Origin of the sequence: Arthrobacter bambusae (genome assembly GCF_022606295.1) — a bacterium.
GTDB classification, from domain to species: Bacteria; Actinomycetota; Actinomycetes; order Actinomycetales; family Micrococcaceae; genus Arthrobacter; species Arthrobacter bambusae_A.
This window is the reverse complement of sequence record NZ_JAHHZS010000004.1, coordinates 90,830-113,055: the sequence shown is the minus strand read 5'-3', so window position 1 is coordinate 113,055 and position 22,226 is coordinate 90,830. Positions and strand designations below refer to the sequence as shown.

The following is a 22,226-nucleotide window of genomic DNA, read 5'->3' as shown; positions in this document are numbered from 1 at the left end:
CCCTGCAGCCAAACTCTCCCGGCCACAGCTCTGGATCATGCGTCACGGCGAGACCGAATGGTCCAAGAGCGGCCAATACACCGGTTTGACGGACCTTCCCTTGACGGTCGAGGGAGAGCAGCAGGCCGTGGAAGCGCGCAAAATCCTGGAAGGCATCGACTTCGACCTGGTCCTGACATCGCCGCTGCGCCGGGCCCGCCGTACCGCGGAATTGGCGGGCTTCCCCGACGCCGTTCATGAGCCGCTGGCTGTGGAGTGGAACTACGGCGATTACGAAGGCATCAGCTCGGATCTCATCCGCAAGGACAACCCGGATTACCTCATCTGGACCGACGGCGTTCCCAACGGCGAGACACTCGACTCTGTGGCGGCCCGGGCCGACAAGATCATTGCCCGCGTCCTCGAGTCCGGAATGGACAACGTCCTGATTGTCGCGCACGGCCATTTTTCCCGCATCCTCACGGCCCGTTGGCTCGAATTGGACGCGAGGGAAGGACGCCACTTTGTCTTGGGAACGGCCAAAGTTTGTACCTTGGGATGGGACAAGCGGACGCCGGCCATTCTCCGCTGGGGATTGTAAGAATTAATTTCTAAATTGTTTGTAATTGGCTGGTCAACAGTGCGATTCATGGTGTAACTTTATTTTTGATCCCAGAGCAATCTGCCGGGATTGAGGCGTGCGCTACCCAGTCAGTCATCTGCGGTAGCGCCAAAACAGAAAAGGAGGTTGGGAAAATGATTACTTTGACTAGCGGATGGAAGATGACCGTTGCTGGCACCCCGGCCTTCGCTGTTCGACGCCGTCCTGCGGCCTAACTTCTCCTGATTTCCTTCTTCCCCCTGATGTTTCAGGGCTGATCAAGGGGCAATCAGGCTCCGAGTTGGGCCTGCCATTGAGCGGTATCACGCGATTGACGTGGTGCGCAGTTTCCTCATAGTTCGGAACCAGCTTCTTGTTGGGGACGGCTGCCCCTGGATACCCCTATCGGAGTTCCATGCTCCGGTACGGACACGGTCGTTCGAGAAATCCGCTTAATCCACCCCTCATTGCCTGGCATTCACGCGCCTAATTCCGCCGCTGTTTTCTTCGAATTCAGGGGGCTTAATTGTCATGCCTGAATTCCGGCAATTCTCTTCAATAACGAAAGGAGGTGAACCCTTGGCCAAGCGCCTCAGGGACTTGATGGTCTTCAACAGCAAGCCCGTCGTCAAAGACAAGACCCTCTTCAACGGACAACTGTTGGATCAACGCCGGGAAGACGTCTACGTCGTCCTGCATCAAATGGGCATCATCCGCTGAGTGTCCCCACCACTGCACTACAGGAGGGACTGATGGCACACATCGGACCGTTCGCCCCGGAAGCCCGCGCGGCTACGCGTGGGCTTCCGCCCTTTAAAGCGGGGGCTTAGGGAGGAGCGCCCCGTGCCTGAAGGTAAGCTCGATTCCATGCAGGAGACAAAGCCGCACATCCAGCAAAAGCGTGCGCGCTTTGTGGTTCCCAGCCGTAGTGATTACTTGCTCAGGAACTTCACCGAGTTGATCGGGGGACCCCTCGGACGGCGGTCCTCCCCCGGGGCCATCTCCCCCGGATTCTTCACCGTGGAGCGGGTCCTGGTCATCCTCACGATCGTCGCCGCCATCGTGTCGATCATGATCAAGGGCTATTGCCGCGTCAACGGCTGGCACACCCCACAGCAGTTCTATGCCACCTGCTACTCGGATTTCCCCGAACTTTTCAGCAGCAGGGGCTTCGCCGACGGCGTCTTCCCGTTCCTTGATCCGAAAAGCATGTTCGAATATCCGGTGATCATCGGGCTGATAGCCGGTGCTACCGCACGGTTGGTCCCGGGCCATGGCGCCACCCCCGATCGGATCCTGGGCTACTTCGACGTGAACGCCACCCTGATTGCGGCCATGTGGATCGTGGTGGTTCTGGCTACCGCGCGCATCAATCGTCGCCGGCCTTGGGATGCGGCAATGGTGGCCCTCGCGCCCGGGATTGTCCTGGCCGGAGTCATTAATTGGGACATGTGGGCAGTTGCCATGCTCGCCGTGGGGATGTACTTCTTCTCGAAGGACCGTCTCGTCATGGCGGGCCTGTTCATCGGCCTCGGAACGGCCACCAAGCTTTATCCGCTGCTTATCCTCGGCGCGATCCTCCTGCTCGCCTTGCGAAGCGGCCGCCTGCGGGGCTTCTTTGTGACCACCGTGTCAGCCGCGGTCGCTTGGCTGGCAGTCAACGTCCCGATCGCGGCCATCAACCCAGCCGGTTGGCGCTACTTTTTCGATTACACCCGTGATCGCCCCGCGGGGTACAGCTCCTTGTGGTTCGCGTATAACCTCGTTGCCGAACGCCTCCGACTGGCCAAACTTGGCCCCGACGCCATCAATGCCTTGGCGATGGACATGTTCCTCCTTGCGTGCGTTCTGATTGCCGTATTGGCATTGGCGGCGCCGCGGCGCCCGCGGCTTGCCCAGTTGACCTTCCTGATCGTGGCAGCCTTCGTGCTGAGCAATAAGGTCTATTCCCCGCAATATGTGCTCTGGCTGGTGCCCTTGCTGGCATTGGCCAGACCCCGCTGGCTCGACTTCCTGGTCTGGCAGGCAGCTGAGGCGTTGCATTGGGCTGCCACCTGGATGTATCTGGGTCAGGTCAGTAGCGGCGGGGCGGCGCAGAACAACATCGATATGCCGTACTACGTCATGGCCGTGGTGCTGCATATGGCCGTAACGGCATATTTGATGTTGAGGGTTGCATGGGACATCTGGGATCCACACCTTGATCCCCTCCGGGTCCAGGGTGTGGACGATCCCCACGGTGGCCTGTTCGATGGCGCGAAGGATTGGTTTCGGGTGGACCTCAAGAATCCGACGGCCTCGGTGCTCCCCTGGCGGCGCGTTGAGGTGAACTCCGCTGAGGACCGTTCCGGGCGCGAGCCGCAATCCGGGCGCGACACCTCCGGAACTCCCCGCGACTCAGTGAGCTCCACGCAAGGCGACGGCGAACGCCATGGCTGAGGTCGCCGTCGTCGGCTCCGGACCGAACGGTTTGGCCGCCGCGGTAGTGATGGCCCGGGCGGGCCTGGCTGTCCGGGTGTACGAGGCCGCCGAGACGATCGGTGGTGGAACGCGGACGACTGAACTGCTGGAGCCGGGGCATATCCACGACGTCTGCTCCGCTGTGCACCCCATGGCGCTGGCTTCGCGTTTCTTCCGGGATTTTGAGCTCGAACGGCGTGTGGAGCTGCGTTTGCCGGAGGTCCAATACGGAACACCGCTCGACGGCGGCAGGGCAGTTCTCGCGTATCGCTCGCTGGAGCGGACGGCTTGTGAACTCGGGGCCGATGGAGCAGCATTTACCCGCCTCATGGGACCGTTGGTGGAGCATCTGGGCGGCGTTCTTGACGTGACGCAGAACCAGTTGCTGCGGATGCCGGCCCGTCCGATCGCCGCGCTACGCCTCGGCCTGGCAACCTTGGAGCAAGGTTCACCGTGGTGGAACCGGCGGTTCATCGGGGATGCGGCGCCCGCACTGCTGACAGGTGTGGCGGCGCATGCTTTGTCTCCCCTTCCTTCTCCCACAGCCGCAGGGGCGGGACTCCTCCTGGGTGCGCTGGCCCATGCCGGTGGCTGGCCCATTCCGGTTGGTGGATCCGTGGCCATAGCGGACGCGATGGTGCGGGACATCGAGGCCCACGGCGGAGTGGTCGAGACCGGTGTGCGGATCGATTCCTTGGAAGAGCTGCGTCCCGCGAAGGCCATCCTGCTGGATGTCGCACCACCAGGACTGCTGCGCATGGCGGGCGCCGCGCTTCCCGCCCGCTATAGGAAGTCGCTGGAAACATTCCGTTTTGGGAATGCGGCATGCAAGGTGGATTTCATCCTGTCCGGGCCGGTGCCTTGGACGGCTCCAGGTTTGGCCGACGCCGGGACGGTGCATGTGGGCGGCACGCGTGCCGCCATGGCGGAGGCCGAGAACCTTGTAGCTGCGGGCCGGCATCCCGCGAAGCCGTATGTCCTTGTGGCCCAGCCATCCATAGTGGATCCGGGGCGCGCTCCCGTAGGGCGGCACATTCTCTGGTCCTATTGTCATGTTCCCAAAGGTTCCACGGTGGACATGGCCGAGGCGATCATGTCCCGGATCGAGGAATTTGCGCCGGGTTTCCGCGACGTGGTGGTCGGCTGGAAGACGACAACGGCGGCGGGCTTGGCCGACTACAACGCGAACTACGTGGGTGGCGATTTTAGCGCGGGGACCATGGATATCCGAGGACTGGTACAGCGTCCCGTGCTCTCCTCAGTGCCGTGGCGGACGCCTCTGCCAGGGGTGTACCTGTGTTCCTCGTCTACGCCTCCAGGACCTGGAGTAACAGGAATGCCCGGGTACCATGCTGCTGAATATGCCCTGAAAGACATGTTCGGCCTGCCGATACCCGGGCTTGGCCTAGGCGCATGACCCCTGCGACGCCCGCTCACTTATGTCGCCAAAATCCGAAACGCTCGCTCACTTGCGTACAGGAGCGGCCCGCGTTTTCCGTCAGAGGTGAGCGGGTGTTGGTGAATGTGCCGTCATAGGTGAGCGGGCGTTGGGCTAGTTGGCTGCCGTGAAGCGTGCCCGGCGGTGGGCAGGAGTTTCGATTTCGTCCAGCATGGCCACAGCGTAGTCCTGGGTGGAGATGGTGTTGCCGGCCGGAGAATCCTTTGCAGTGGAGTAGTTCCCGGTGCGCTCACCCGGCTGGATGACCGGCGCAGGTGCGAGTACGGTCCAGTCCAGGCTCTCGGGAGCTTCCTTGACGGCGGCGAAAGCGGCCGCGGCCGTGGTTGCTTCGGCCTTGTATGCCTCAGGGAAGTCGGGCGAATCGAGGAGGCGGACGCCGTCGATCTCCAGGGTGCCTGCGCCGCCGACGATCATGAGACGTGTACCTTCCGCGTTGCTGTACGCGGTGTCCATTGCCGCCAGCCACTCCCCGTGGTCTCCGCCGGTGCGGCTGGGACCGGTGGCGAGGATGACGGCGTCGTGCTCTTTGGCGACCTCCGCGAAGCTCTGGCCATCAGCGAGGTCGGCGGCGAGGGCCTTCGCTCCAGCAACCTCCGAGCCCTTACGGGAGATCGCGGTGACTTCGTGGCCGCGGGTGAGGGATTCGTTGACGATCTGGCTTCCGACCATGCCTGTTGCGCCGTAAACTGCGATTTTCATGACTCTCCTTGGGTTGCTATTCTTGCGATATCAAAACAGTATCTAATTGATACTGATAGCTTCAAAGGAACTTAGTTACCTCATGGATACCAGCGACCTGCCAGCAAACATCCTCGACCCGGACTGCCCGTCGCGGGTGATCTTTCAACGCATCGGCGACAAGTGGGCTTCGTTGGTGGTCCAGGTCCTCGCGGACGGCCCGATCCGGTTCTCCGAGCTTCGCAAGATGGTCCATGTAGTGACGCCGAAGGTGCTCACCCAGACCCTTCGAACCCTGGAGCGGGACGGTCTCATCACCAGGACCGTCCACGCGCAGGTACCCCCTCGCGTCGACTATGAACTGACCGAGCTCGGAGCTTCCTTGCTGGAGCCCTTGACCCTTTTGCGTCTCTGGGCGGAGGATCACGTGCCCAGCATTCTCAAGGCCCGCGACGCCTATGACGATGCCCAGGACGAGGCCGTGATCCGGGACTGACCCTTCCGGCCTTCGCCAACTGGCTCGCAGTAAGTGTCGTTTTGAGGCCTCAGAACGACAACAAATGCGAGTCAGTTGGGTGTGCCGACAGGGACGCGCGCACTGAGGCGCCCGTCCCGCATAGTGGCGACGGAGTCGGTGAGCGGGAGGAACTCGGTGTCGTGCGTGACCATGACGGTCGCCGTCGCGAACTCGTCGGTGACTTGACGCAGTAGCCGCACGATCGATTCACTGCGTTCGTGATCCAATGCCGCGGTCGGCTCGTCGACAAGCAGCACCCGGGGTTGGCCCATGAGCGCCCTCGCGATGTTTACCCGCTGCCGCTGCCCTCCGGAGAGCTGGTGCGGCCTCTTGTTGAGCGAACTCCCGAGCCCGACGACGTCGAGCAGTTCCGTAGCGCGCTCACGTGCCGCTTTGGCAGGCTTTCCCCGGAAGTGGTCGCCGATGATCAACTGCTCGACGGCGGTCAGCGACGGCAGGAGGTTGGGTTGCTGGAAGATGATGCCCACTTTTTCCCGGCGCAGGGAAGTGAGTTCGGGGTCCTTGAGTCCAGTGGCATCCGTGCCGTCGATGATGACGAGCCCGGAACCCGGCCGAACGAGTGTTGCCGCCACGGCAAGAAGCGAGGACTTCCCGGAGCCCGACGGGCCCACGAGGGAAAAGAACTCGCCGGCGTCCACGCTGAGATCCACGGCGTCCAGGGCCTTGAGGGTGGAGTCTCCGTCCGGGTACTCCAGGGTGGCGTTGACGAGGTTCAGTACGGGGTTCATTGATATGCCTTTCATGGAATATTAGGTTTTGGCGTTGGCCTAGTTGCCGCCAAGGGCGATGAGCGGATCCACCTTGGTGATGCTGCGTACGGCCAGCGCCGCACCGCCAAGCCCGAGGATCACGATTCCGGCAATCGGGACGAGCGTCGTCAGTGGAGTCACGAGGAACGGGGCAGCCTTGGCAGCAAAGAAGCCGCCAACCACGCCAACGCCGCCGCCCAGTCCCGCCCCTGCGAGCAAAACGATTCCCGCTTGGACCAAGGCGTCGCGCACGACGTAGCCGGACGAAGCGCCCATGGCTTTGAGCACCGCGATATCGCGTGTGCGCTGCACAGTCCAGACGGTCAGGAACGCCACGATGACAAGCGCCGAGATACCGTAGAGGAAGGCCTGCATCAGCATGAGGGAGCCGTTTTCGCTCTTGTAGGAACCGAGGGCCTGGAACGAGCCACTAGGCGTGGCGCTCACCGTGCCGGCTGCTGCGTTGGCGGCGTCGGGGTCCACGGAGGCTCCGGCGTCGTAGGTCACCGCGAGGACCGTCCCAATCGATTCCCCGGCAGGAATATGTGCGAGCTTTTGCCACGTCGCCCGGGAAGTCCAGACAACCCCGGTGTGCGAATACCACTCATCCTGGGTAACGGCGGAAACCGTCAGGCTGGTACCGCCCACGGTCACGCTGCTCCCGGTACTCAGCGCGAGTTCCTTCGCCAAGGCCTCCCCGACCACCACCTCGCCGTCCCTGACCGCCACTGGCGAGATGCCGCCGTCGGCCCCGAAGACCGCGACGTTGGCAGTGCCGGCGGCATTATTGGAGGAATCGAGGGATTGGAACCGCGTCTGGGTGATACCCACCGCTTCGACAGAAGCAACACCCGGCTGGTTCCGCCAGGCTTCAAGCTGCTTGTTGGAGACTTCCGATTCCGTGTAGGAGGCCTTGGCCTCGCCCCCGGCTGGGGCGCCGAAGGCGATTTGCTGCGCCGGAAGGGCTGAGATGGCCGACGTGGACTGGTCACCGAGGCCCGCGGTCAGTCCGGAGAGCATGACGAGGAGGAGTGTGATGAGGGCGACGACGCTTCCCATGAGGGCGAAGCGGCCCTTGGCGAAGCGGATGTCGCGCACTGCGAGAAACATGGAATTCCTTTGGTTCGGAGGCGATTTTCTGGTCCTGCTTCAACTTTCCCGGCAGTTGGCGGCTGAAGCATCGTGAAGTGGATGGACCCATCCGATCGCCTTGGTTGACCGCGGGATCAACCGTTTGGTTGATTGGAGCCGAATACGGCGGAACCGGGGCAAAAGTGTCGGAGGGCGAGGCTACGCTGGAGGGCATGCAGGGAGACGATTCGCAGCAAGTCGCCGCGCCGCCTGCGCCGCGGCAGCAAACAGGTGACACGGCGCAGCCCAATGACACGCAGCCCATTGGTTCCGCCGTGATTTTGCGTGTCCTGCGCGTCAGCCTGCACGTCGGTTTTGCGGTGCTCTTGTTGGTGGCGGTCGTCAGGCTTGCAGTCGCGGGCCTTTCGCCTTTCGCCACCGGGGCAGGCCTCGGCCTGTCGCTGCTACTGACTGCTGTCTACCTCGCAGGGACGGTTCTCGAGAAGCGGCACGCCGGCCATTCCGAGCGTTTCAATCCGAAGCCATACGCGCGCTGGTGGCTCGCCGTCGTCGGATTCCTATGGCTGCTGCTCATGCTCATCAGTCCGGACTTCGCGTGGATAGCTTTCCCGCTGTTCTTCCTGCAGCTGCATATCCTGCCGCGGCGTTTCGCTCTTCCCGCGATCGCTGCCAGTACCGCGCTCCTGATCGCGGCGATGTGGTTCCATAACCGGGGTGCCGGGGCGGATGCCCTGCAACTTGCCATGGTCCTCGGGCCTGTTTTCGGGGCCGCCTTCGCGGTTGTCACCGGCCTGGCTTATCGGGCGCTTTACGTCGAGGCGGAGAACCAACGCCTTGCCGCCGAGGAATTGCGCCGAACCCGGGCCGAATTGGCACGAAGCCAACACGACGCCGGTGTGCTGGCAGAGCGCGAAAGGCTCGCCCGCGAAATCCACGACACCCTGGCGCAGGGATTCTCGAGCATCGTCCTGATGGGGCGCTCGGCGGAGAAGGCCCTCGACGCCGGTGACAACGCCGCGGCCCGCGACCGGCTCAGGACCGTCCGTGAGACAGCAGCCAGCAACCTGGCGGAGGCTCGCAACTTTGTCCGCGGTCTTGGATCCCCCGAACTGGATGAGTCTGAGCTGGCGGACACCCTGCGGCGCCTCTGCACCAAGACCGAGGCCGAGGCTTCCGCCCGGGGAGCCACGCTGCGCTGCCGCTTCGAGCTCCAAGGCACGCCGGTGCCGCTGCCCAACCCTTACCGGACCACCCTGTTGCGCGCGGCTCAGTCTTCCCTGGCGAACGTGTGGGCGCATGCCCAGGCGGGCGCCGCCGTCGTGACCCTTTCCTTCCTGGACGCCGAGGTGACCATGGATGTGTTCGACGACGGTGCGGGCTTTGATCCCGAAGCGGCGGCTGCCGCAGCAACCCGCGACGACGGAACCGGCGTCGGGCTCAAAAGCCTGCGCGAGCGGCTCGCTGCCCTCAACGGAACGCTCGACGTCGAGTCGGCTCCCGGGGAGGGGACCGTGGTGGCAATCCGGCTGCCGCTGGGGACCGGCAACGCAGCCCTGGAGGGGACCCCGTGACCACCATCAGGGTCCTGCTTGTTGACGATCATCCCGTGGTCCGCGCTGGGCTCCGGGCCATGCTTTCCGACTTCGAAGGCGTCCGCGTGGTGGCGGAAGCCTCCGACGGCACCGCCGCATTGGCGGAACTATCGAAGCTCCACACCCTCGGCGAACCCGTCGACGTGGTTCTCATGGACTTGCAAATGGGCTCGGGCATGGACGGCGTCACCGCCACGGGCAAGATCAAAGCCGGGGAAGCCGGGACTCCCCCGCCGCCGGTCCTGATCCTGACCACTTACGACAACGACGCCGACATCCTCGCCGCGGTAGAGGCCGGTGCCAGCGGATACATGCTTAAGGACGCGCCACCTGAGCAAATCCGGCAGGCCGTGGTGTCTGCGGCGGCGGGTCAGACGGCCCTTGCACCCGAGGTTGCCGCCCGGCTCATGGGGCGGATCCGCAATCCGGTGAACGCCTTGAGTGCCCGTGAAGTGCAACTCGTGGAGCTCCTCGCCACTGGGATGAGCAACCGTGCGATGGCGAGGCAACTCTTCATTTCCGAGGCAACGGTCAAGACCCATTTGGTGCACATTTACGGCAAGCTGGGCGTCGACAACCGGACCGCGGCCATCGCGGCGGCGACGCAGCGCAGGATCATCCGCAGTCAGTAGAGTCGGCGCGCGCACCCCGGGTGCCTCGCGGACCCAAATGACTGGCAGTAGGTGTCGTTCTGGGGGTCGAAAACGACACCTACTGCGCGTTACTTGGGGAAAGTGGCTACGCGCTGTTCTCGAACCCCTGAAGCATCACAAAAGCGCAACGTGCTGTGATTTGGATCATTCCTGTCGGTCCAAGAAGGCATAATGGCGCGAATGGGGAAAACTAAAAACATTGTCCTGGGGCTTGCCGCCCTGATGATTGCCGGGTCGCTGACCTCTTGCGATGACGGCCGCTCCGGGGCGGAGGGCGCGGCCAAGCAGCTCGCCTCCTCTTTGGCGGCGTTCGACGTCGGATCGCTCGCCGTTGACGGCAAGGATGCCTCGGCGGCAAACGAGCAGCTCAAAGCGGTGTTCGCGGCCCTTGATCCGGCCAAGCCTTCCGTTGAGAGCGGCGCGGTGACGCTCGACGGCGACAAAGCGTCCGTCCCGCTCAACTTCACATGGAAGATCGGGACCGCGGAGTGGAAGTACACCTCCCAGGCTGCACTGAAGAAGTCCGGCGACAAATGGGCGGTCCAATGGAATTCGGCACTCCTGGAGCCGGACCTTAAGGACGGCGAGGTCCTGGACAAGACCGTCAATTCGCCATCCAGGGCCGACATCCTCGGCGCAGGGGACGCGAAATTGGTCAGCTACCGTCCGGTGGTTCACGTGGGGATCGACAAGACAACGATTGGATCGGCCGATCCTGCAGCGTCCGCGGCGAAGCTCGCGCAACTGGTGGGCGTGGACGAAGGCGCGTATGTGAAACAGGTCCAGGCTTCCGGCCCGCAGGCCTTCGTCAGTGCCATCACGCTGCGCGAGGACGGCAGCCGGACGGTCACAGACCAGCAGATTGCCGCGATTCCCGGCGCCCGTGGCATCCGCGATTTTCTGCCTTTGGCACCAACCCGCACCTTCGCCCGCGCCGTCTTGGGGACCGCGGCCGAGGCAAGCGCCGAACAGATCCAAAAGTCCGGGGGCGCCCTCAAGGTGGGAGACACCGTCGGATCCGGTGGCCTGCAGGAGCAATATGACACTCAACTCCGAGGCCAGGACGGGGTCTCCATCAAAGCCCGGCCGCAAGGCATGACAGACGACCAGATCAAGGCAGCAAATCCGGATCCGCGCCGAGTGCTTTTTGCCGTCGATGCGAAGCCCGGCGACCCGTTGAAGACCACCCTGGATCCGCGCTTGCAGCAGCTCGCCGAAGACACCTTGGCCGGTGTTGGGCCGGCCTCGGCAATTGTGGCACTCCGTCCCTCCACCGGCGCCGTCCTCGCAGCGGCCTCCGGTCCCGGCAGCAACGGCTACAACACGGCCATGCTCGGCCAGTACGCGCCGGGGTCCACGTTCAAGATCGTCGATTCCCTCGCCTTGATCCGCAATGGAATGACGCCGGATTCCAAGGTTGAGTGCACGCCCACAATCACGGTGGATGGCCGGACCTTCAAGAACGCCGAAGGCTACCCGGCGTCGTCCCTGGGTTCTGTTGAATTGCGGGACGCTTTTGCGCATTCGTGCAACACGGCCTTCATCAGTTCCCGCGACAAAGTGAGCCAAGCCCAGCTCGAGTCTGCGGCAACCTCGCTGGGGGTGGCAGTCCAAGCCCCGAAGCTGGGGGCTGACGCCTTCCTGGGCTCCGTACCGGGAAACGCTGATGGCACCGAGCACGCAGCTTCGATGATCGGCCAGGGCAAAGTGCTTCTTTCGCCGCTCGCGGCGGCCATCATGGCAGCATCGGTGGCCCACGGCGCGCCGGTGTCGCCGCAACTCGTCCTGAACCCCGGCGCAGTCCCGCCCTCCGCAGGTGCCACGCCGACGCCGTCCGGCCCGCCGTCGTCGGCGTCCCCCGGTGCCTCGGAGTCCCCCATCGCGGCAGCGTCCGACAAACCGGTCACCCCGGCTGAGGCAGCCGCGCTGACCGACATGATGAGGGCGGTGGTGACCTCCGGCCATGCCGGTTTCCTGGCGTCAGTGCCAGGGGCGCCCGTTGGCGCGAAGACCGGAACGGCCGAATTCGGAAATGACAACCCGCCCAAGACTCACGCCTGGATCGTTGCAGTGCATGGAGACCTGGCGGTCGCAGTGTTCGTGGAAGACGGCGGCCTCGGTGCGACTACCAGCGGTCCGCTGCTCAAATCGTTCCTGACCGCCGCCGGCTGAACTCGCGGCCCGCAGACCGCTGGTGTTCGTCCTCTGGATGGACGTGTTCTCAGGCTGTCCCGCCGCGCCTTCTGCTGGAAGGTAAAGCCAAAGAGCAACAGCATCAAGGGGAACCCACGTCGACGCCGCAGCAAGGATTTCAGCCCCGCTTACCCACCACCGTCCGATCGCGCCCCCGTCAGCATGGGGCAGTTGCAGCGGCCCAGGAGGGAAAGATTCTCGGTTGGTAACGTGGCTCGGTATGTGAGCGGGCGTCGCAGCCTCTGGACACGACCGCGAGGCGGGTGCACACTTAATTCAACGCTTGTTGAATTAGTTGCGGAATGAAGTTCAACTCCGGGAGTGGCCATGGACCAGCCTGAAAGCACCACATGCGTCATCGCGGGCGGGGGACCCGCCGGGGTGATGCTCGGACTCCTCTTGGCGCGGGCCGGCGTCGAGGTCACGATCCTTGAAAAGCACGCCGACTTCCTGCGCGACTTCCGCGGCGACACCGTCCATGCCTCCACCATCCGACTGTTGGATGAGCTTGGGCTGGGCGAAGGATTCCGGGCCTTGCCCCAAAGCAAGCTCGGCAATTTCAAACTCCCCACGGGCGGCAAGGAGGTCACCCTGGCCGACTTCGACCGCCTCAAGCCACCCTACGATTACGTAGCCATGGTTCCGCAGTGGGACCTCCTGAACTTCCTGGTGGACGCCGCACAGCAAGAGCCGGAGTTCACGCTCCGGATGAACACCGAGGCCACGGATCTGCTGTACGACGACGGCGGGAAAGTCGCCGGGGTGGCGTACCGCACCCGGGACGCGGCGTCCGGCGTCGAAATCGGAACGGGGGAGCTTCGCGCGACGTTGACGGTGGCATGTGACGGCCGCAGCTCGGTGCTCCGGCAGAAGGCGGGCCTCGTCCCCCGTGAGTTCCCCGTGCCGTTCGACACGTGGTGGTTCAGGCTGTCCCGGCGTGCGGATGAACAGGAACAGTTGGCTTCGATCGTGCCCCGCTTCTCCGGCGTCGATGTGCTCCTCAGCCTGACCCGCAAGGACTTCTACCAGATCGCCTATATCGCGGAGAAGGGCAAGGATCCGAAATTGCGGGCCGAAGGGGTGGAGAGTTTCCGTGCACGCGTGGCCCGCATCCGCCCGGACCTGGCGGACCGCGTGGACGAAATCAGGTCCATGGACGATCTCCATTTGCTCGACGTGAAGCTCAACCGGATCAAGCCATGGCACAAACCCGGGCTGCTCCTCATCGGAGACGCGGCCCACGCCATGTCGCCCGCAGGCGGTGTGGGGATCAACCTGGCCATCCAGGACGCAGTCGCGGCAGCCCAGCGCCTTGCCCGCCCTTTGCTTCAGGGCACCCTGGGCGAAGCCGACCTGGCCTCGGTGCAGAAGCGGCGATGGTTCCCCACGGTGGTGATCCAGAATGTTCAGCTCCTCATCCAGAAAGCCGTTTTCGGCCCCGCAGTGAAAGGCCAGTTGATGGGCCCGCCCAGTCCGGTGGTCTTTATCGCCCGCCACGTGCCGTGGTTCCGGAAACTTCCAGCCCTCATGATCGCTTTCGGGCCGCGGCCGGAACACGCCCCGGACTTTGCGCGCCGGAAGGCCGCCGCGAACCGGAAATCGCTGTGAACAGAGGGCGGCGGCCCGGACGCGTGAGCAGCCGGGACGCGGTTCTCAGTGCGGCTCGCGAACAGTTCAGCCGTAAAGGATATGACGCCGCGACTGTCCGGGCCATCGCGGCGGAGGCCGGCGTGGATCCGTCCATGATCAACCACCATTTCGGAACCAAGGAGCAGCTGTTCATGGCTGCGCTTGAGTCCCCCGTGGACCCCAAGGACCACATCACGGCGGTCCTCAGCGGTCCGCCGGAAGGGGTCGGGGAGAGGTTGGTAATGCGTGTCCTGACCGTGTGGGACTCGCCCGCGGGGGCAGCCGGCGTCGCGGTTCTGCGGACGGCGATGCAACATGAGTGGAGTGCCGCGCTGGTCCGCGAGTTCATCCTCAACCGCGCCATCAACCCGCTTCTGGCCGGCCTCGGGGTGTCCGCGGAAGAGGCGTCGTGGCGCGGAAACCTGGTGGCGTCGCAGATTTCCGGACTTATCCTGACCCGCTACCTGATCAAGCTGGAGCCGATCGCTTCGACGCCGCACGCCGTCGTCGCCCGAGCGCTGGGGCCGACCATCCAGCGATATCTCACTGGTGCCGTCGGTGCGGACCACCTGGGCGGCTGAGGAGCCCCCCGCGGTCCGTGGGAAGATTGAACGCGTGGCCCATATTGACGTTTCAGGCATCGACTACTTCCTCTCCGACGGCACCCAACTGCTCAACGGCGTGACCTTCAAGGTCCCGGACGGCAGCAAAACAGCCCTGATCGGGCCCAACGGAACGGGAAAGACCACCCTGTTCAAGATCATCGCCGGCGATCTCACGCCTGACGAAGGAGTGGTGGGACGCTCCGGCACCATGGGCATCATGCGCCAATTCGTCGGCCAGGTCCGCGATGAATCAACCGTGCGGGACCTGCTCGTCTCCGCCGCGCCGCCAGCTCTCGCCGCCGCCGCGAAGGCGGTCGAGGACGCCGAGCTCGCCATGATGGAGCACGACGACGAGCCCACCCAAATGCGGTACGCCCAGGCGATCGTGGACTGGGGAGACGCCGGAGGATACGACGTCGAGACCGTCTGGGACGAAGTCTGCATGGCAGCGCTGGGCATCCCCTTCGACCGCGCGCAGCACCGACCGGCGTCGAGCCTTTCGGGCGGCGAGCAAAAGCGCTTGGTGCTCGAGGCACTGTTCTCCGGACCGGATCAGCTCCTGCTCCTCGACGAGCCGGACAACTACCTCGATGTTCCGGGCAAGCGATGGCTCGAAAGCAAGCTCAATGAATCCAAGAAGACGGTCTTCTTCATCAGCCACGACCGCGAGCTGCTCAACAACGCCGCTGGCCGCATCGTGACGCTGGAACCCGGCATCAACGGCGCCGGGGCCTGGGTGCACGGCGGCGGCTTCGGCACCTACGTGGACGCGCGCATCGACCGCAACGCGCGCTTCGAGGAACTGCGCAAACGCTGGGACGAGGAGCACTTGAAGCTCAAGGAACTCGTCATCATGTACAAAACCAAGGCGGCGTTCCGCTCGGACATGGCCAACAAGTACCAGGCTGCCCAGACGCGGCTCGCCAAGTTCCTGGAGGCCGGGCCGCCCGAGGCCTTGCCGCTGGAGCAGAACGTCAACATGCGCCTCAAGGGAGGCCGGACGGCCAAACGAGCGGTGGTGGCTGAAAAGCTTGAACTTACGGGCCTGATGAAGCCGTTCTCCACCGAAATCTGGTTCGGCGACCGCGTGGGCGTGCTGGGTTCCAACGGTTCGGGCAAGAGCCACTTCCTGCGGCTCCTCGCCGCTGGCGGCACCGACCCGGAGCGCGAGCACTTGCCCGTTTCCGACGTCGAGATCGCCGAAGTTCCGCACGAAGGAACCGTCAAACTGGGTGCCAGGATCCGTCCCGGATTCTTCGCGCAGACCCATTCCCGCCCGGACCTCATCGGCCGGACGCTCCTGGACATCCTGCACCGGGGTGACGAACACCGTTCCGGGCTGGGCCGCGAGGCTGCTTCCGGCGCGCTCGACTCCTACGGGCTGGTGGGCTCGGCGGAACAGAAGTATGAGTCGCTCTCCGGCGGCCAGCAGGCGCGTTTCCAGATCCTGCTCCTCCAACTGTCGGGCGCCACGCTCCTGCTCCTCGACGAACCGACGGACAACCTGGACCTGCACTCGGGCGAAGCCTTGGAACGTGCCATCGACGCGTTCGAAGGCACCGTCCTGGCTGTCACCCACGATCGCTGGTTCGCGAAGTCCTTCGACCGCTTCCTCGTCTTCGGATCCGACGGCAAAGTCTACGAGTCCGCAGAGCCCGTCTGGGACGAGTCCCGGGTAGAGCGGGCGCGCTAGCCTCCAGGCGCCACCGACGCCCGCTCACCTTTGGTGGTTTTTTCGGGAACGTCCGCTCACGTCTTGAATGGGTGAGCGAGCGTCAGCTTGAAACCCCGCATAGGTGAGCGAGCGTCTACCGGAAGTGCCGCATAGGTGAGCGAGCGTCTGAGCCGGTGTCACGCAGGGCGAGTTCCACATCCACTCCGCGCCCCGCTCTCGCGCCGGGCACGTCCAAACCACTCGCCCATATGATCACGACTGATGATTAAATGCTCATTCTTGGATAGCATATGAGCATGAGAACTGCTGACCGCCACCGGCTCATTGGCGAGCTGCTGCGTGAGCGTGAAGAGATCACGGTTGACGAGCTCGTTGCCGAATGCGGAGCCTCGGGGGCCACTATTCGGCGCGACCTGGAAATCCTCGCTTCCCACGGCGTCCTGCGCCGCGTGCATGGCGGGGCCCGCAGCCTCGTGGACCGCGGTGACAACCCGGGCTATGGGCAGCGCGAACTCGAGGACCAGGACGCTAAGGAGAGAATCGCCGTCGGCGTCGAACGGCTGCTCCGCGACCGCGATCACGTGTGGCTGGACAGCGGTTCCACGGCAACGGAAATCGCGCGCCGGCTCGCGCAGCGGGAACTGACCATCATGCCGATGTCCCTTCGTGCGGTGGAATTCCTGGCCGCCGACATTCCCTCTGGACGGCGTCCCGGTCTCTTGTTGCCTGGCGGCAGCCTGGTTCCCGGCGAGCAGTCGTTCCGTGGGCCGATGGCAGAGGCCAACATCCGCTCCTTGCGTTTCGACGCCGCAATCGTCACGCCCTGTGCCATCAACCTCAAGGACGGCCTGCTGGCGCACGATCTCGAGGACGCCGCGATCAAACGGGCAGGCCTGGAATCGGCCGGCCGGGTAATCGTGGCCTGCACGGGAAGTAAATGGAATGCACAGGCCGTGGCTCTGGTTGCAGCCATGGATGCGGTAGATGTCATTGTGACGGACCGGAAGCCAAGCACTGAAGAACGCACCCTACTTGAAAATCTCTCCGTGGAAGTTGTGACCGTATGACCACCAGCACCCGAACCGCCCCGAACGTCAAAGCCGCAGCAATCGCCACCTTCCTGGTCTTCGGAATGAACGGGCTGGTTTTTGCCAGTTGGGCGGCCCGGATACCCGCCGTCACCCAGACCCTGCACCTGACGTCAGGCCAGATGGGCACCCTGCTGCTGTGCACCGCCGTCGGGTCCCTTGTGGCGCTGCCCTCCGCGGGGTGGGTTGTCGGCAGGATCGGTACGGCCGATACCGTCCGCGCTGCCGGTCTGCTGGCCGCCTCTGCCGGAGCGGCCATCGCGTTCTCCTTGATGGCCGGCTCCGTGGCCGCCACCGCGCTTGCGCTGTTTTTCTTCGGCGTGGGGGTCGGGCTATGGGATGTGTCGCAGAATATCGAAGGGGCCGACGTCGAACATCGCCTCGGGCGCACCATCATGCCGCAGTTCCACGCGGCTTTTAGCGGGGGCGCCTTTGTGGGTGCGGTGGTTGGTGCGTGGCTTTCCCAGATCGGCGTTGGACTTCCGGAGCACTTGCTGGTCATCGCCGGCGTCGTGGTTCTTCTCACCTTGATCGCACCCCGTTACTTCATGCCCCACGAAACCACGGGAACGATGCCCGACGACGGCGCGCCCGCCGTGAAGGGCCCCTCGGCCTGGCGGGACTCCCGCACCCTGTTGATCGGCGTCGTGGTCCTCGGGGCGACCCTCACGGAAGGCGCCGGAAACGACTGGATCGCCAAGGCGTCGGTGGATGGCCTGAATGCTTCCGAATCGACGGGCGCTCTTTTGTTTGCGCTCTTTGTGGCCGCGATGACACTCATGCGTTTCTTCGGCGGCCGCGCGATCGACAGGTTCGGGCGCGTATCCGTGCTGCGGGTCAGCATGGCCGCCGCTGCAGTGGGCCTGACGCTCTTCGTCTTCGCGGGAAACCTGGTCCTTGCCGGGGCGGGTGCGGCCCTTTGGGGCATCGGCGCAGCCCTGGCCTTTCCGATGGGCATGTCCGCTGCTGCGGATGATCCGAAACGCGCAGCCGCACGCGTGTCGGTGGTCTCGACCATCGGTTATGTCGCGTTTCTCGCCGGTCCGCCGCTCCTCGGTTACTTGGGCGACCACACCGGAATCCACATGGCCCTGCTTGCCATCGGTGTTCCGATCCTGATTGCCCTGTGGTTGGCAGGCGCCGCGAAGCCCCTCGGTAAAAGCAACTGACTCGCAGTTGTTGTCGTTATGAAGCGTCAAAACGACAACAACTGCGAGTCAGTTGGGTGGCTACGGCGGCGGTAGTTACGGAGCCGAGGTGGCGGGTGCCGAAGGAATGGCGGTCGGCGATGCCCCGTTGGTCGGAGCGCCGCTCTGCCGGTTCCGGCCCTGGCCGCCGTTGAAGTTCTGGAACTGGCCGCGGCCGGGACGGGCCTGGCCCGCGTCCATTGCCTTGGTGACGCCGACGCCCGCAAAGAACCCGACGGCAACCAGCAGCACTGCAAGGAGGATCTGCGTCAAGCGACCCATCTTGAAGCGCTTCTTGGGCACGAACGGCTCCGACGGCTGGGGCTGGCCCCAGCCCTGTCCGCTGGGTTCCTGGCCGGTGGCTTGCAGGACCGCGGTCGGCTGTCCGGCGTGCGGCTGCTGGGTGTAGGGCGGCTGGGGTTCCGGCTGGTTGGTGGTGCCGGGCTCCGGTGCTGAGTAGGACATTTAGGGATCTCCTGTTTGGCTGTTTTCTTTAGTTGCTGGGGAGTGGAACTGTGGGCGGCTATTCGTACCGCAGGGCGTCGATCGGCCGGAGTTTCGCCGCCTTGTTGGCCGGGTAGATTCCGAATACCAAGCCGATCGCCGCGGATACCAGGAACGACAGCCACACGGTCCACCACTGGACTTCGGGCTGTGTTCCCAGCAGGGGGAAGGCGCTGCCGATATAGCCGGCGGCGATTCCGAGCACTCCGCCGATCAGCGAAATGATGAGCGATTCGATCAGGAATTGGCTCACGATGCTGCCCCGCGAAGCTCCGATCGCCTTGCGGATGCCGATTTCGCGGGTACGTTCGGTGACCGTGACGAGCATGATGTTCATGACGCCGATCCCGCCCACCAGGAGCGAAATGCCGGCCACGGCTCCCAAGAGCACGGTCAGCGTCGCCGTCGTGGTGGTGGCGGTCGTGAGGATCTGCGCCTGGTTCCGCACTTGATAGTCACGGTTGGCGGAGGTGACGTTGTGCCTGGCATCGAGGATCATTTGAACCTCGTTCTGGGCCTGGTTCATCACGTCCGCTGACTTCGCCTGGACCGTGATCGAGGCGAGGGACGGCGAGTACCCCGTGAACTTGTCCTGGGCTGCGCTGTAGGGGATTACCACAATGTCATCCGGATCGTTGAGGCCCGAGGACCCCTTTTGAGCCAAGACGCCGGAGACCACGAAGTTCTGGCCATTGAGGGCGATGGTCTGCCCCACGGCCGAGGTCACCGAGCTGCCCACCAGGTCCTGCGCCACGGTGTTGCCGATCACGGCCACTGCGGTGCCGCTGCTGGCGTCACCATCGCTGAAGTAGGATCCCGCCGCGAGCGTGTCGTTCGAAATGGAAAAGTACGACGGCGTGGTCCCCACGAATGTTGCGACCGCGTGGGTTGCGTCCTGGTAAGTACCCGTGACGTTCTGTGCCGTGACCACCGGCGCCGTTGCGGCGACGTCGGGGGCCATCACGGGATCCGTCAGCGCTGCCATGTCCTGGAGCGTGAGGTTGGTGCCACGGGACCGCGGACCGGTGACGGCTTGTCCGCCTGCGGCTCGGCCGCCGGCTGTCGTCTGGCGGCTCACGGTAAGCACGTTGGTTCCCAGCTTGCCGATCTGGGTCTTGATGGCGTTGGAGGTTCCGGCGCCTACGGCCAGCAGGATGATGACGGATGCGATGCCGATCAAGATGCCCAACGTGGTGAGGATGGAGCGCATCTTGTTGGCCATCACCCCTGTCAGGGCGAAGCGGACGGATTCGGCGATCATCATGCCGGCACCGCCGTGGCTACCGGGTGGGCGTGGACGTCCCGAAGCCGGTGGTCCTCAATGATGTGTCCGTCCTGGAATCGCACAACACGGTTGGCCCGCGCCGCGACGTCCGTCTCGTGGGTAATCATCACGATGGTCCGGCCGTTGGCGTGCAAGGACTCGAAGAGATCCAGTATTTCGTGCGAGGACTTGGTGTCCAAGGCTCCCGTCGGCTCGTCGGCCAACAACAATACGGGGTTGGTCACAAGCGCCCGGGCGATGGCAACGCGCTGCTGCTGTCCACCCGAGAGCTGCGAAGGCTTGTGGTCGGCGCGTTCCGCCAAACCCACCGAAGCGAGCACTTCCAGGGCCCGCTCGCGCCGTTCCTTGCGGTGCACCTTTGCGTACGCGAGCGGCATGGAGACGTTGTCCACGGCCCGCGTGCGCGGTATCAGGTTGAAGTTCTGGAAGACGAAGCCGATCTTCCGGTTGCGGATCTGGGCGAGCTGGAATTCGTCCAAGGTCCCGGTATCGATGCCGTCCAGGTGATAAGTCCCCTGGGTGGCGCCGTCGAGGCAACCGATGATGTTCATCATGGTGGACTTTCCGGAGCCCGAGGCACCGATGATGGCTACGAAGTCGCCCCGGTCAATGGAGATGCTGACGGAATCAAGCGCCCGTACTTCGGCCTCCCCTTTGCCATAGATCTTGCTCACGGAGTCCAGTTGGATGACAGCGTCGTTCACGGCTGATTACCCGCCATTTCCGCGTGTGCCACCGGTGCCGCCGCCCGTAACTCCGGCGCCGCCTGTTCCACCGAATCCACCCGTGCCGCCGAATCCGCCCGCACCGGTTCGTCCGGTGGTGCCGGTGGTGTCAAGAGTTGAGGAGATGGCCGGGAGCTCAATCTGATCGCCCGCGCTGAGCCCGGTGAGCACCTGGGTGCGGCCGTTGTCCGTGATCCCGGTGGTGATGGTCACCGCCGTCGTGGTCCCGTTCTTCATGACATTGACGGTCTGCTTGGTTCCGGTGGTGGTGATCGCCAGCGAAGGCACCGCCAAAGCGTTCTTGGCGGTCGCCGTGGTCACGGAGATATTTGCGCTCTGGCCGAGCCGGAGGTCAGCCGGGGGGTTCTTGATGGAGATCGTCACGGGATAGCTGACAACGTTGTTGGTGGTTGTGGCGTTCTGGGCGATTGCCGTGATGGTACCGGTGACCGGTGCCGCGGACGGGTCGGTCTTGAGTGCCGGGAAGGTGAAGGTGGCCGAGTCGCCGGTCTTCATGGCGGCGATGTCCGATTCGGCGAAATTGGCGATGACCTGCAGGTGCGCCGTGTCGCTGATCGTGATCAGCCCGGAGGACGAGGTGCTCGCGGCGCTTGTGGAAGCGCTGCCGGAGGAAGCGGACGCCCCGGAAGAGGAGGATCCGGAAGCGGATGAACCGGAGCTGCCACTACCGGCGTTGCCTCCGACGACGGCGTTCACGGCGGTGACCGTACCTGAAACCGGGGCCGCGAGTGAGCAGGCCGCCAGGTTCTTGGTCGCAGTGTCGACCGCAATCTGGGCAGAAGTCGTGTTGGACGTGGCGCCGCCGCCGCTCTGGGCGGAATTGAGGGCGGTCGCGGCCGAGGCGACCTGCTCTTTGTCCTTGAGGGCCGAGCTGGCTTGCTGGTTGGCTGCCTGGGTCAGTGCTTGGTTGTCCTTCGCCAGCTGGGCCTGTGCAGCGCTGAGGGCGGATTGCGCGGGTTGGCTTTTCGGCTGGGCACTGGCGGTGGCCTGCGCAGAAGCGACGGTTGCATTGTCATTGTTCACGGCCGTCTGCGCGGCGGCCACGGCACTGGCTTGCTGGCTCGCGTCCAGGTTGGCCGTTTGCTGGGCGTTGGTGAGGCTTTGGCTCGCTGAAGCTACCTGGTTGCTGGCTGAGGCCTGCTGTTGGTTTGCCTGCGCCGCGGCGGAATCCAGCTGGGCCTGCGCAACCGCCAGGGCGTTTTGCGCGTTCGTCGGATCAATGGTGACGAGTACCTGCCCGGCCGTGACCTGCTGGCCTGTCACCGCGGAGACCGTGGCGATGGGCCCGGTGCAGTTCTGCGCGTTGATGACCGTGGTGCTCGCGGGCGAGACGTTTCCGCTTGCGGTAGATACTGCGGTGAGGTCCGCTGCGCTGACCGAGACCGTGCGGGCGGTGGTGTCTGAAGCCGTCTGCGGCACGCCGTTCAGCACGAAGAAGGCACCGGCGGCAAGGCCGACAACGACCACCCCGATGCCGCTGTTGATGAGTTGAGGTTTTGAGAGCATGCCCGAA

20 protein-coding genes are annotated in these 22,226 nt (G+C 64.4%); 13 read left to right on the top strand and 7 right to left on the bottom strand.

Going from position 1 to position 22,226, the window contains the following annotated elements:
- Nucleotides 1-37: 37 nt before the first annotated feature.
- The 4 genes from KNN17_RS04190 (at nt 38) to KNN17_RS04175 (ending at nt 4,457) form a co-directional block, all read left to right on the top strand.
- Nucleotides 38-580, top strand: coding sequence for a histidine phosphatase family protein (locus KNN17_RS04190; protein ID WP_078107119.1), 543 nt, complete (start codon nt 38-40; stop codon nt 578-580).
- Nucleotides 581-1,159: 579 nt separating this feature from the next.
- Nucleotides 1,160-1,300: a hypothetical protein gene (locus KNN17_RS04185; RefSeq protein WP_171983456.1), complete on the top strand. Its 141-nt coding sequence runs from the start codon at nt 1,160-1,162 to the stop codon at nt 1,298-1,300.
- Nucleotides 1,301-1,447: 147 nt separating this feature from the next.
- Nucleotides 1,448-3,019, top strand: coding sequence for a glycosyltransferase family 87 protein (locus KNN17_RS04180; RefSeq protein ID WP_241707706.1), 1,572 nt, complete (start codon nt 1,448-1,450; stop codon nt 3,017-3,019).
- Nucleotides 3,012-4,457 carry a phytoene desaturase family protein gene (locus KNN17_RS04175; protein ID WP_241707628.1) on the top strand — a complete coding sequence of 482 codons (1,446 nt, stop codon included), beginning with the start codon at nt 3,012-3,014 and terminating at the stop codon, nt 4,455-4,457. The genes KNN17_RS04180 and KNN17_RS04175 overlap by 8 nt, the downstream gene beginning before the upstream one ends.
- Nucleotides 4,458-4,592: 135 nt before the next feature.
- On the opposite strand, the gene KNN17_RS04170 is transcribed toward KNN17_RS04175, so the two are convergent.
- Complete coding sequence (locus KNN17_RS04170) at nt 4,593-5,198, bottom strand: NAD(P)-dependent oxidoreductase (RefSeq protein WP_241707627.1); 606 nt, start codon at nt 5,196-5,198, stop codon at nt 4,593-4,595.
- Between the two features lie 82 nt (nt 5,199-5,280).
- Between KNN17_RS04170 and KNN17_RS04165 the strand changes: the two genes are divergently transcribed.
- Nucleotides 5,281-5,673 carry a winged helix-turn-helix transcriptional regulator gene (locus KNN17_RS04165; protein ID WP_241707626.1) on the top strand — a complete coding sequence of 131 codons (393 nt, stop codon included), beginning with the start codon at nt 5,281-5,283 and terminating at the stop codon, nt 5,671-5,673.
- Between the two features lie 71 nt (nt 5,674-5,744).
- Here KNN17_RS04165 and KNN17_RS04160 read toward each other — a convergent pair whose 3' ends face one another.
- Nucleotides 5,745-6,443 (bottom strand): ABC transporter ATP-binding protein, encoded by a 699-nt coding sequence (locus KNN17_RS04160; protein ID WP_241707625.1) that lies wholly within the window; start codon nt 6,441-6,443, stop codon nt 5,745-5,747.
- Nucleotides 6,444-6,482: 39 nt separating this feature from the next.
- The gene (locus KNN17_RS04155) at nt 6,483-7,574 is read right to left on the bottom strand and encodes an ABC transporter permease (RefSeq protein ID WP_241707624.1); all 1,092 of its coding nucleotides are present in this window, start codon (nt 7,572-7,574) and stop codon (nt 6,483-6,485) included.
- Nucleotides 7,575-7,768: 194 nt separating this feature from the next.
- Between KNN17_RS04155 and KNN17_RS04150 the strand changes: the two genes are divergently transcribed.
- The 8 genes from KNN17_RS04150 (at nt 7,769) to KNN17_RS04115 (ending at nt 18,160) form a co-directional block, all read left to right on the top strand.
- A complete protein-coding gene (locus tag KNN17_RS04150) occupies nt 7,769-9,127 on the top strand; it encodes a sensor histidine kinase (protein WP_241707623.1) in 1,359 nt (452 codons plus the stop codon).
- Nucleotides 9,124-9,780: a response regulator gene (locus tag KNN17_RS04145; protein ID WP_284762379.1), complete on the top strand. Its 657-nt coding sequence runs from the start codon at nt 9,124-9,126 to the stop codon at nt 9,778-9,780. Before KNN17_RS04150 ends, KNN17_RS04145 begins: the two co-directional genes overlap by 4 nt.
- A gap of 201 nt (nt 9,781-9,981) precedes the next feature.
- Nucleotides 9,982-11,973 (top strand): penicillin-binding transpeptidase domain-containing protein, encoded by a 1,992-nt coding sequence (locus KNN17_RS04140; RefSeq protein WP_241707622.1) that lies wholly within the window; start codon nt 9,982-9,984, stop codon nt 11,971-11,973.
- Between the two features lie 348 nt (nt 11,974-12,321).
- Nucleotides 12,322-13,602: an FAD-dependent oxidoreductase gene (locus KNN17_RS04135; RefSeq protein WP_241707621.1), complete on the top strand. Its 1,281-nt coding sequence runs from the start codon at nt 12,322-12,324 to the stop codon at nt 13,600-13,602.
- 23 nt (nt 13,603-13,625) lie between these two features.
- On the top strand, nt 13,626-14,204 hold the full coding sequence (locus KNN17_RS22315) for a TetR/AcrR family transcriptional regulator (protein ID WP_241707620.1): 579 nt from the start codon (nt 13,626-13,628) through the stop codon (nt 14,202-14,204).
- Between the two features lie 34 nt (nt 14,205-14,238).
- Nucleotides 14,239-15,921 carry an ABC-F family ATP-binding cassette domain-containing protein gene (locus tag KNN17_RS04125; RefSeq protein WP_241707619.1) on the top strand — a complete coding sequence of 561 codons (1,683 nt, stop codon included), beginning with the start codon at nt 14,239-14,241 and terminating at the stop codon, nt 15,919-15,921.
- Between the two features lie 278 nt (nt 15,922-16,199).
- The gene (locus KNN17_RS04120) at nt 16,200-16,970 is read left to right on the top strand and encodes a DeoR/GlpR family DNA-binding transcription regulator (RefSeq protein WP_241707618.1); all 771 of its coding nucleotides are present in this window, start codon (nt 16,200-16,202) and stop codon (nt 16,968-16,970) included.
- On the top strand, nt 16,967-18,160 hold the full coding sequence (locus KNN17_RS04115) for an MFS transporter (RefSeq protein ID WP_241707617.1): 1,194 nt from the start codon (nt 16,967-16,969) through the stop codon (nt 18,158-18,160). Before KNN17_RS04120 ends, KNN17_RS04115 begins: the two co-directional genes overlap by 4 nt.
- Nucleotides 18,161-18,235: 75 nt before the next feature.
- On the opposite strand, the gene KNN17_RS04110 is transcribed toward KNN17_RS04115, so the two are convergent.
- Genes KNN17_RS04110 through KNN17_RS04095 form a run of 4 tightly spaced genes read right to left on the bottom strand, consistent with a single transcriptional unit; the run spans nt 18,236 to nt 22,219 of the window.
- Complete coding sequence (locus KNN17_RS04110) at nt 18,236-18,643, bottom strand: hypothetical protein (RefSeq protein WP_241707616.1); 408 nt, start codon at nt 18,641-18,643, stop codon at nt 18,236-18,238.
- A gap of 58 nt (nt 18,644-18,701) precedes the next feature.
- The gene (locus KNN17_RS04105) at nt 18,702-19,946 is read right to left on the bottom strand and encodes an ABC transporter permease (protein WP_241707615.1); all 1,245 of its coding nucleotides are present in this window, start codon (nt 19,944-19,946) and stop codon (nt 18,702-18,704) included.
- Complete coding sequence (locus tag KNN17_RS04100; RefSeq protein ID WP_078107090.1) at nt 19,943-20,671, bottom strand: ABC transporter ATP-binding protein; 729 nt, start codon at nt 20,669-20,671, stop codon at nt 19,943-19,945. The genes KNN17_RS04105 and KNN17_RS04100 overlap by 4 nt, the downstream gene beginning before the upstream one ends.
- Nucleotides 20,672-20,677: 6 nt before the next feature.
- Nucleotides 20,678-22,219, bottom strand: coding sequence for an efflux RND transporter periplasmic adaptor subunit (locus KNN17_RS04095; protein ID WP_241707614.1), 1,542 nt, complete (start codon nt 22,217-22,219; stop codon nt 20,678-20,680).
- Nucleotides 22,220-22,226: the final 7 nt, after the last annotated feature.

What these genes read in the sequence shown, in the direction of transcription:
- KNN17_RS04170 (WP_241707627.1), bottom strand. Translation starts at nt 5,198, where the DNA reads ATGAAAATCGCAGTTTACGGCGCAACAGGCATGGTCGGAAGCCAGATC.
- KNN17_RS04150 (WP_241707623.1), top strand. Translation starts at nt 7,769, where the DNA reads ATGCAGGGAGACGATTCGCAGCAAGTCGCCGCGCCGCCTGCGCCGCGG.
- KNN17_RS04175 (WP_241707628.1), top strand. Translation starts at nt 3,012, where the DNA reads ATGGCTGAGGTCGCCGTCGTCGGCTCCGGACCGAACGGTTTGGCCGCC.
- KNN17_RS04140 (WP_241707622.1), top strand. Translation starts at nt 9,982, where the DNA reads ATGGGGAAAACTAAAAACATTGTCCTGGGGCTTGCCGCCCTGATGATT.
- KNN17_RS04115 (WP_241707617.1), top strand. Translation starts at nt 16,967, where the DNA reads ATGACCACCAGCACCCGAACCGCCCCGAACGTCAAAGCCGCAGCAATC.
- KNN17_RS04180 (WP_241707706.1), top strand. Translation starts at nt 1,448, where the DNA reads ATGCAGGAGACAAAGCCGCACATCCAGCAAAAGCGTGCGCGCTTTGTG.
- KNN17_RS04095 (WP_241707614.1), bottom strand. Translation starts at nt 22,219, where the DNA reads ATGCTCTCAAAACCTCAACTCATCAACAGCGGCATCGGGGTGGTCGTT.
- KNN17_RS04155 (WP_241707624.1), bottom strand. Translation starts at nt 7,574, where the DNA reads ATGTTTCTCGCAGTGCGCGACATCCGCTTCGCCAAGGGCCGCTTCGCC.
- KNN17_RS04135 (WP_241707621.1), top strand. Translation starts at nt 12,322, where the DNA reads ATGGACCAGCCTGAAAGCACCACATGCGTCATCGCGGGCGGGGGACCC.
- KNN17_RS04190 (WP_078107119.1), top strand. Translation starts at nt 38, where the DNA reads ATGCGTCACGGCGAGACCGAATGGTCCAAGAGCGGCCAATACACCGGT.
- KNN17_RS04120 (WP_241707618.1), top strand. Translation starts at nt 16,200, where the DNA reads ATGAGAACTGCTGACCGCCACCGGCTCATTGGCGAGCTGCTGCGTGAG.
- KNN17_RS04165 (WP_241707626.1), top strand. Translation starts at nt 5,281, where the DNA reads ATGGATACCAGCGACCTGCCAGCAAACATCCTCGACCCGGACTGCCCG.
- KNN17_RS04105 (WP_241707615.1), bottom strand. Translation starts at nt 19,946, where the DNA reads ATGATGATCGCCGAATCCGTCCGCTTCGCCCTGACAGGGGTGATGGCC.
- KNN17_RS04110 (WP_241707616.1), bottom strand. Translation starts at nt 18,643, where the DNA reads ATGTCCTACTCAGCACCGGAGCCCGGCACCACCAACCAGCCGGAACCC.
- KNN17_RS04160 (WP_241707625.1), bottom strand. Translation starts at nt 6,443, where the DNA reads ATGAACCCCGTACTGAACCTCGTCAACGCCACCCTGGAGTACCCGGAC.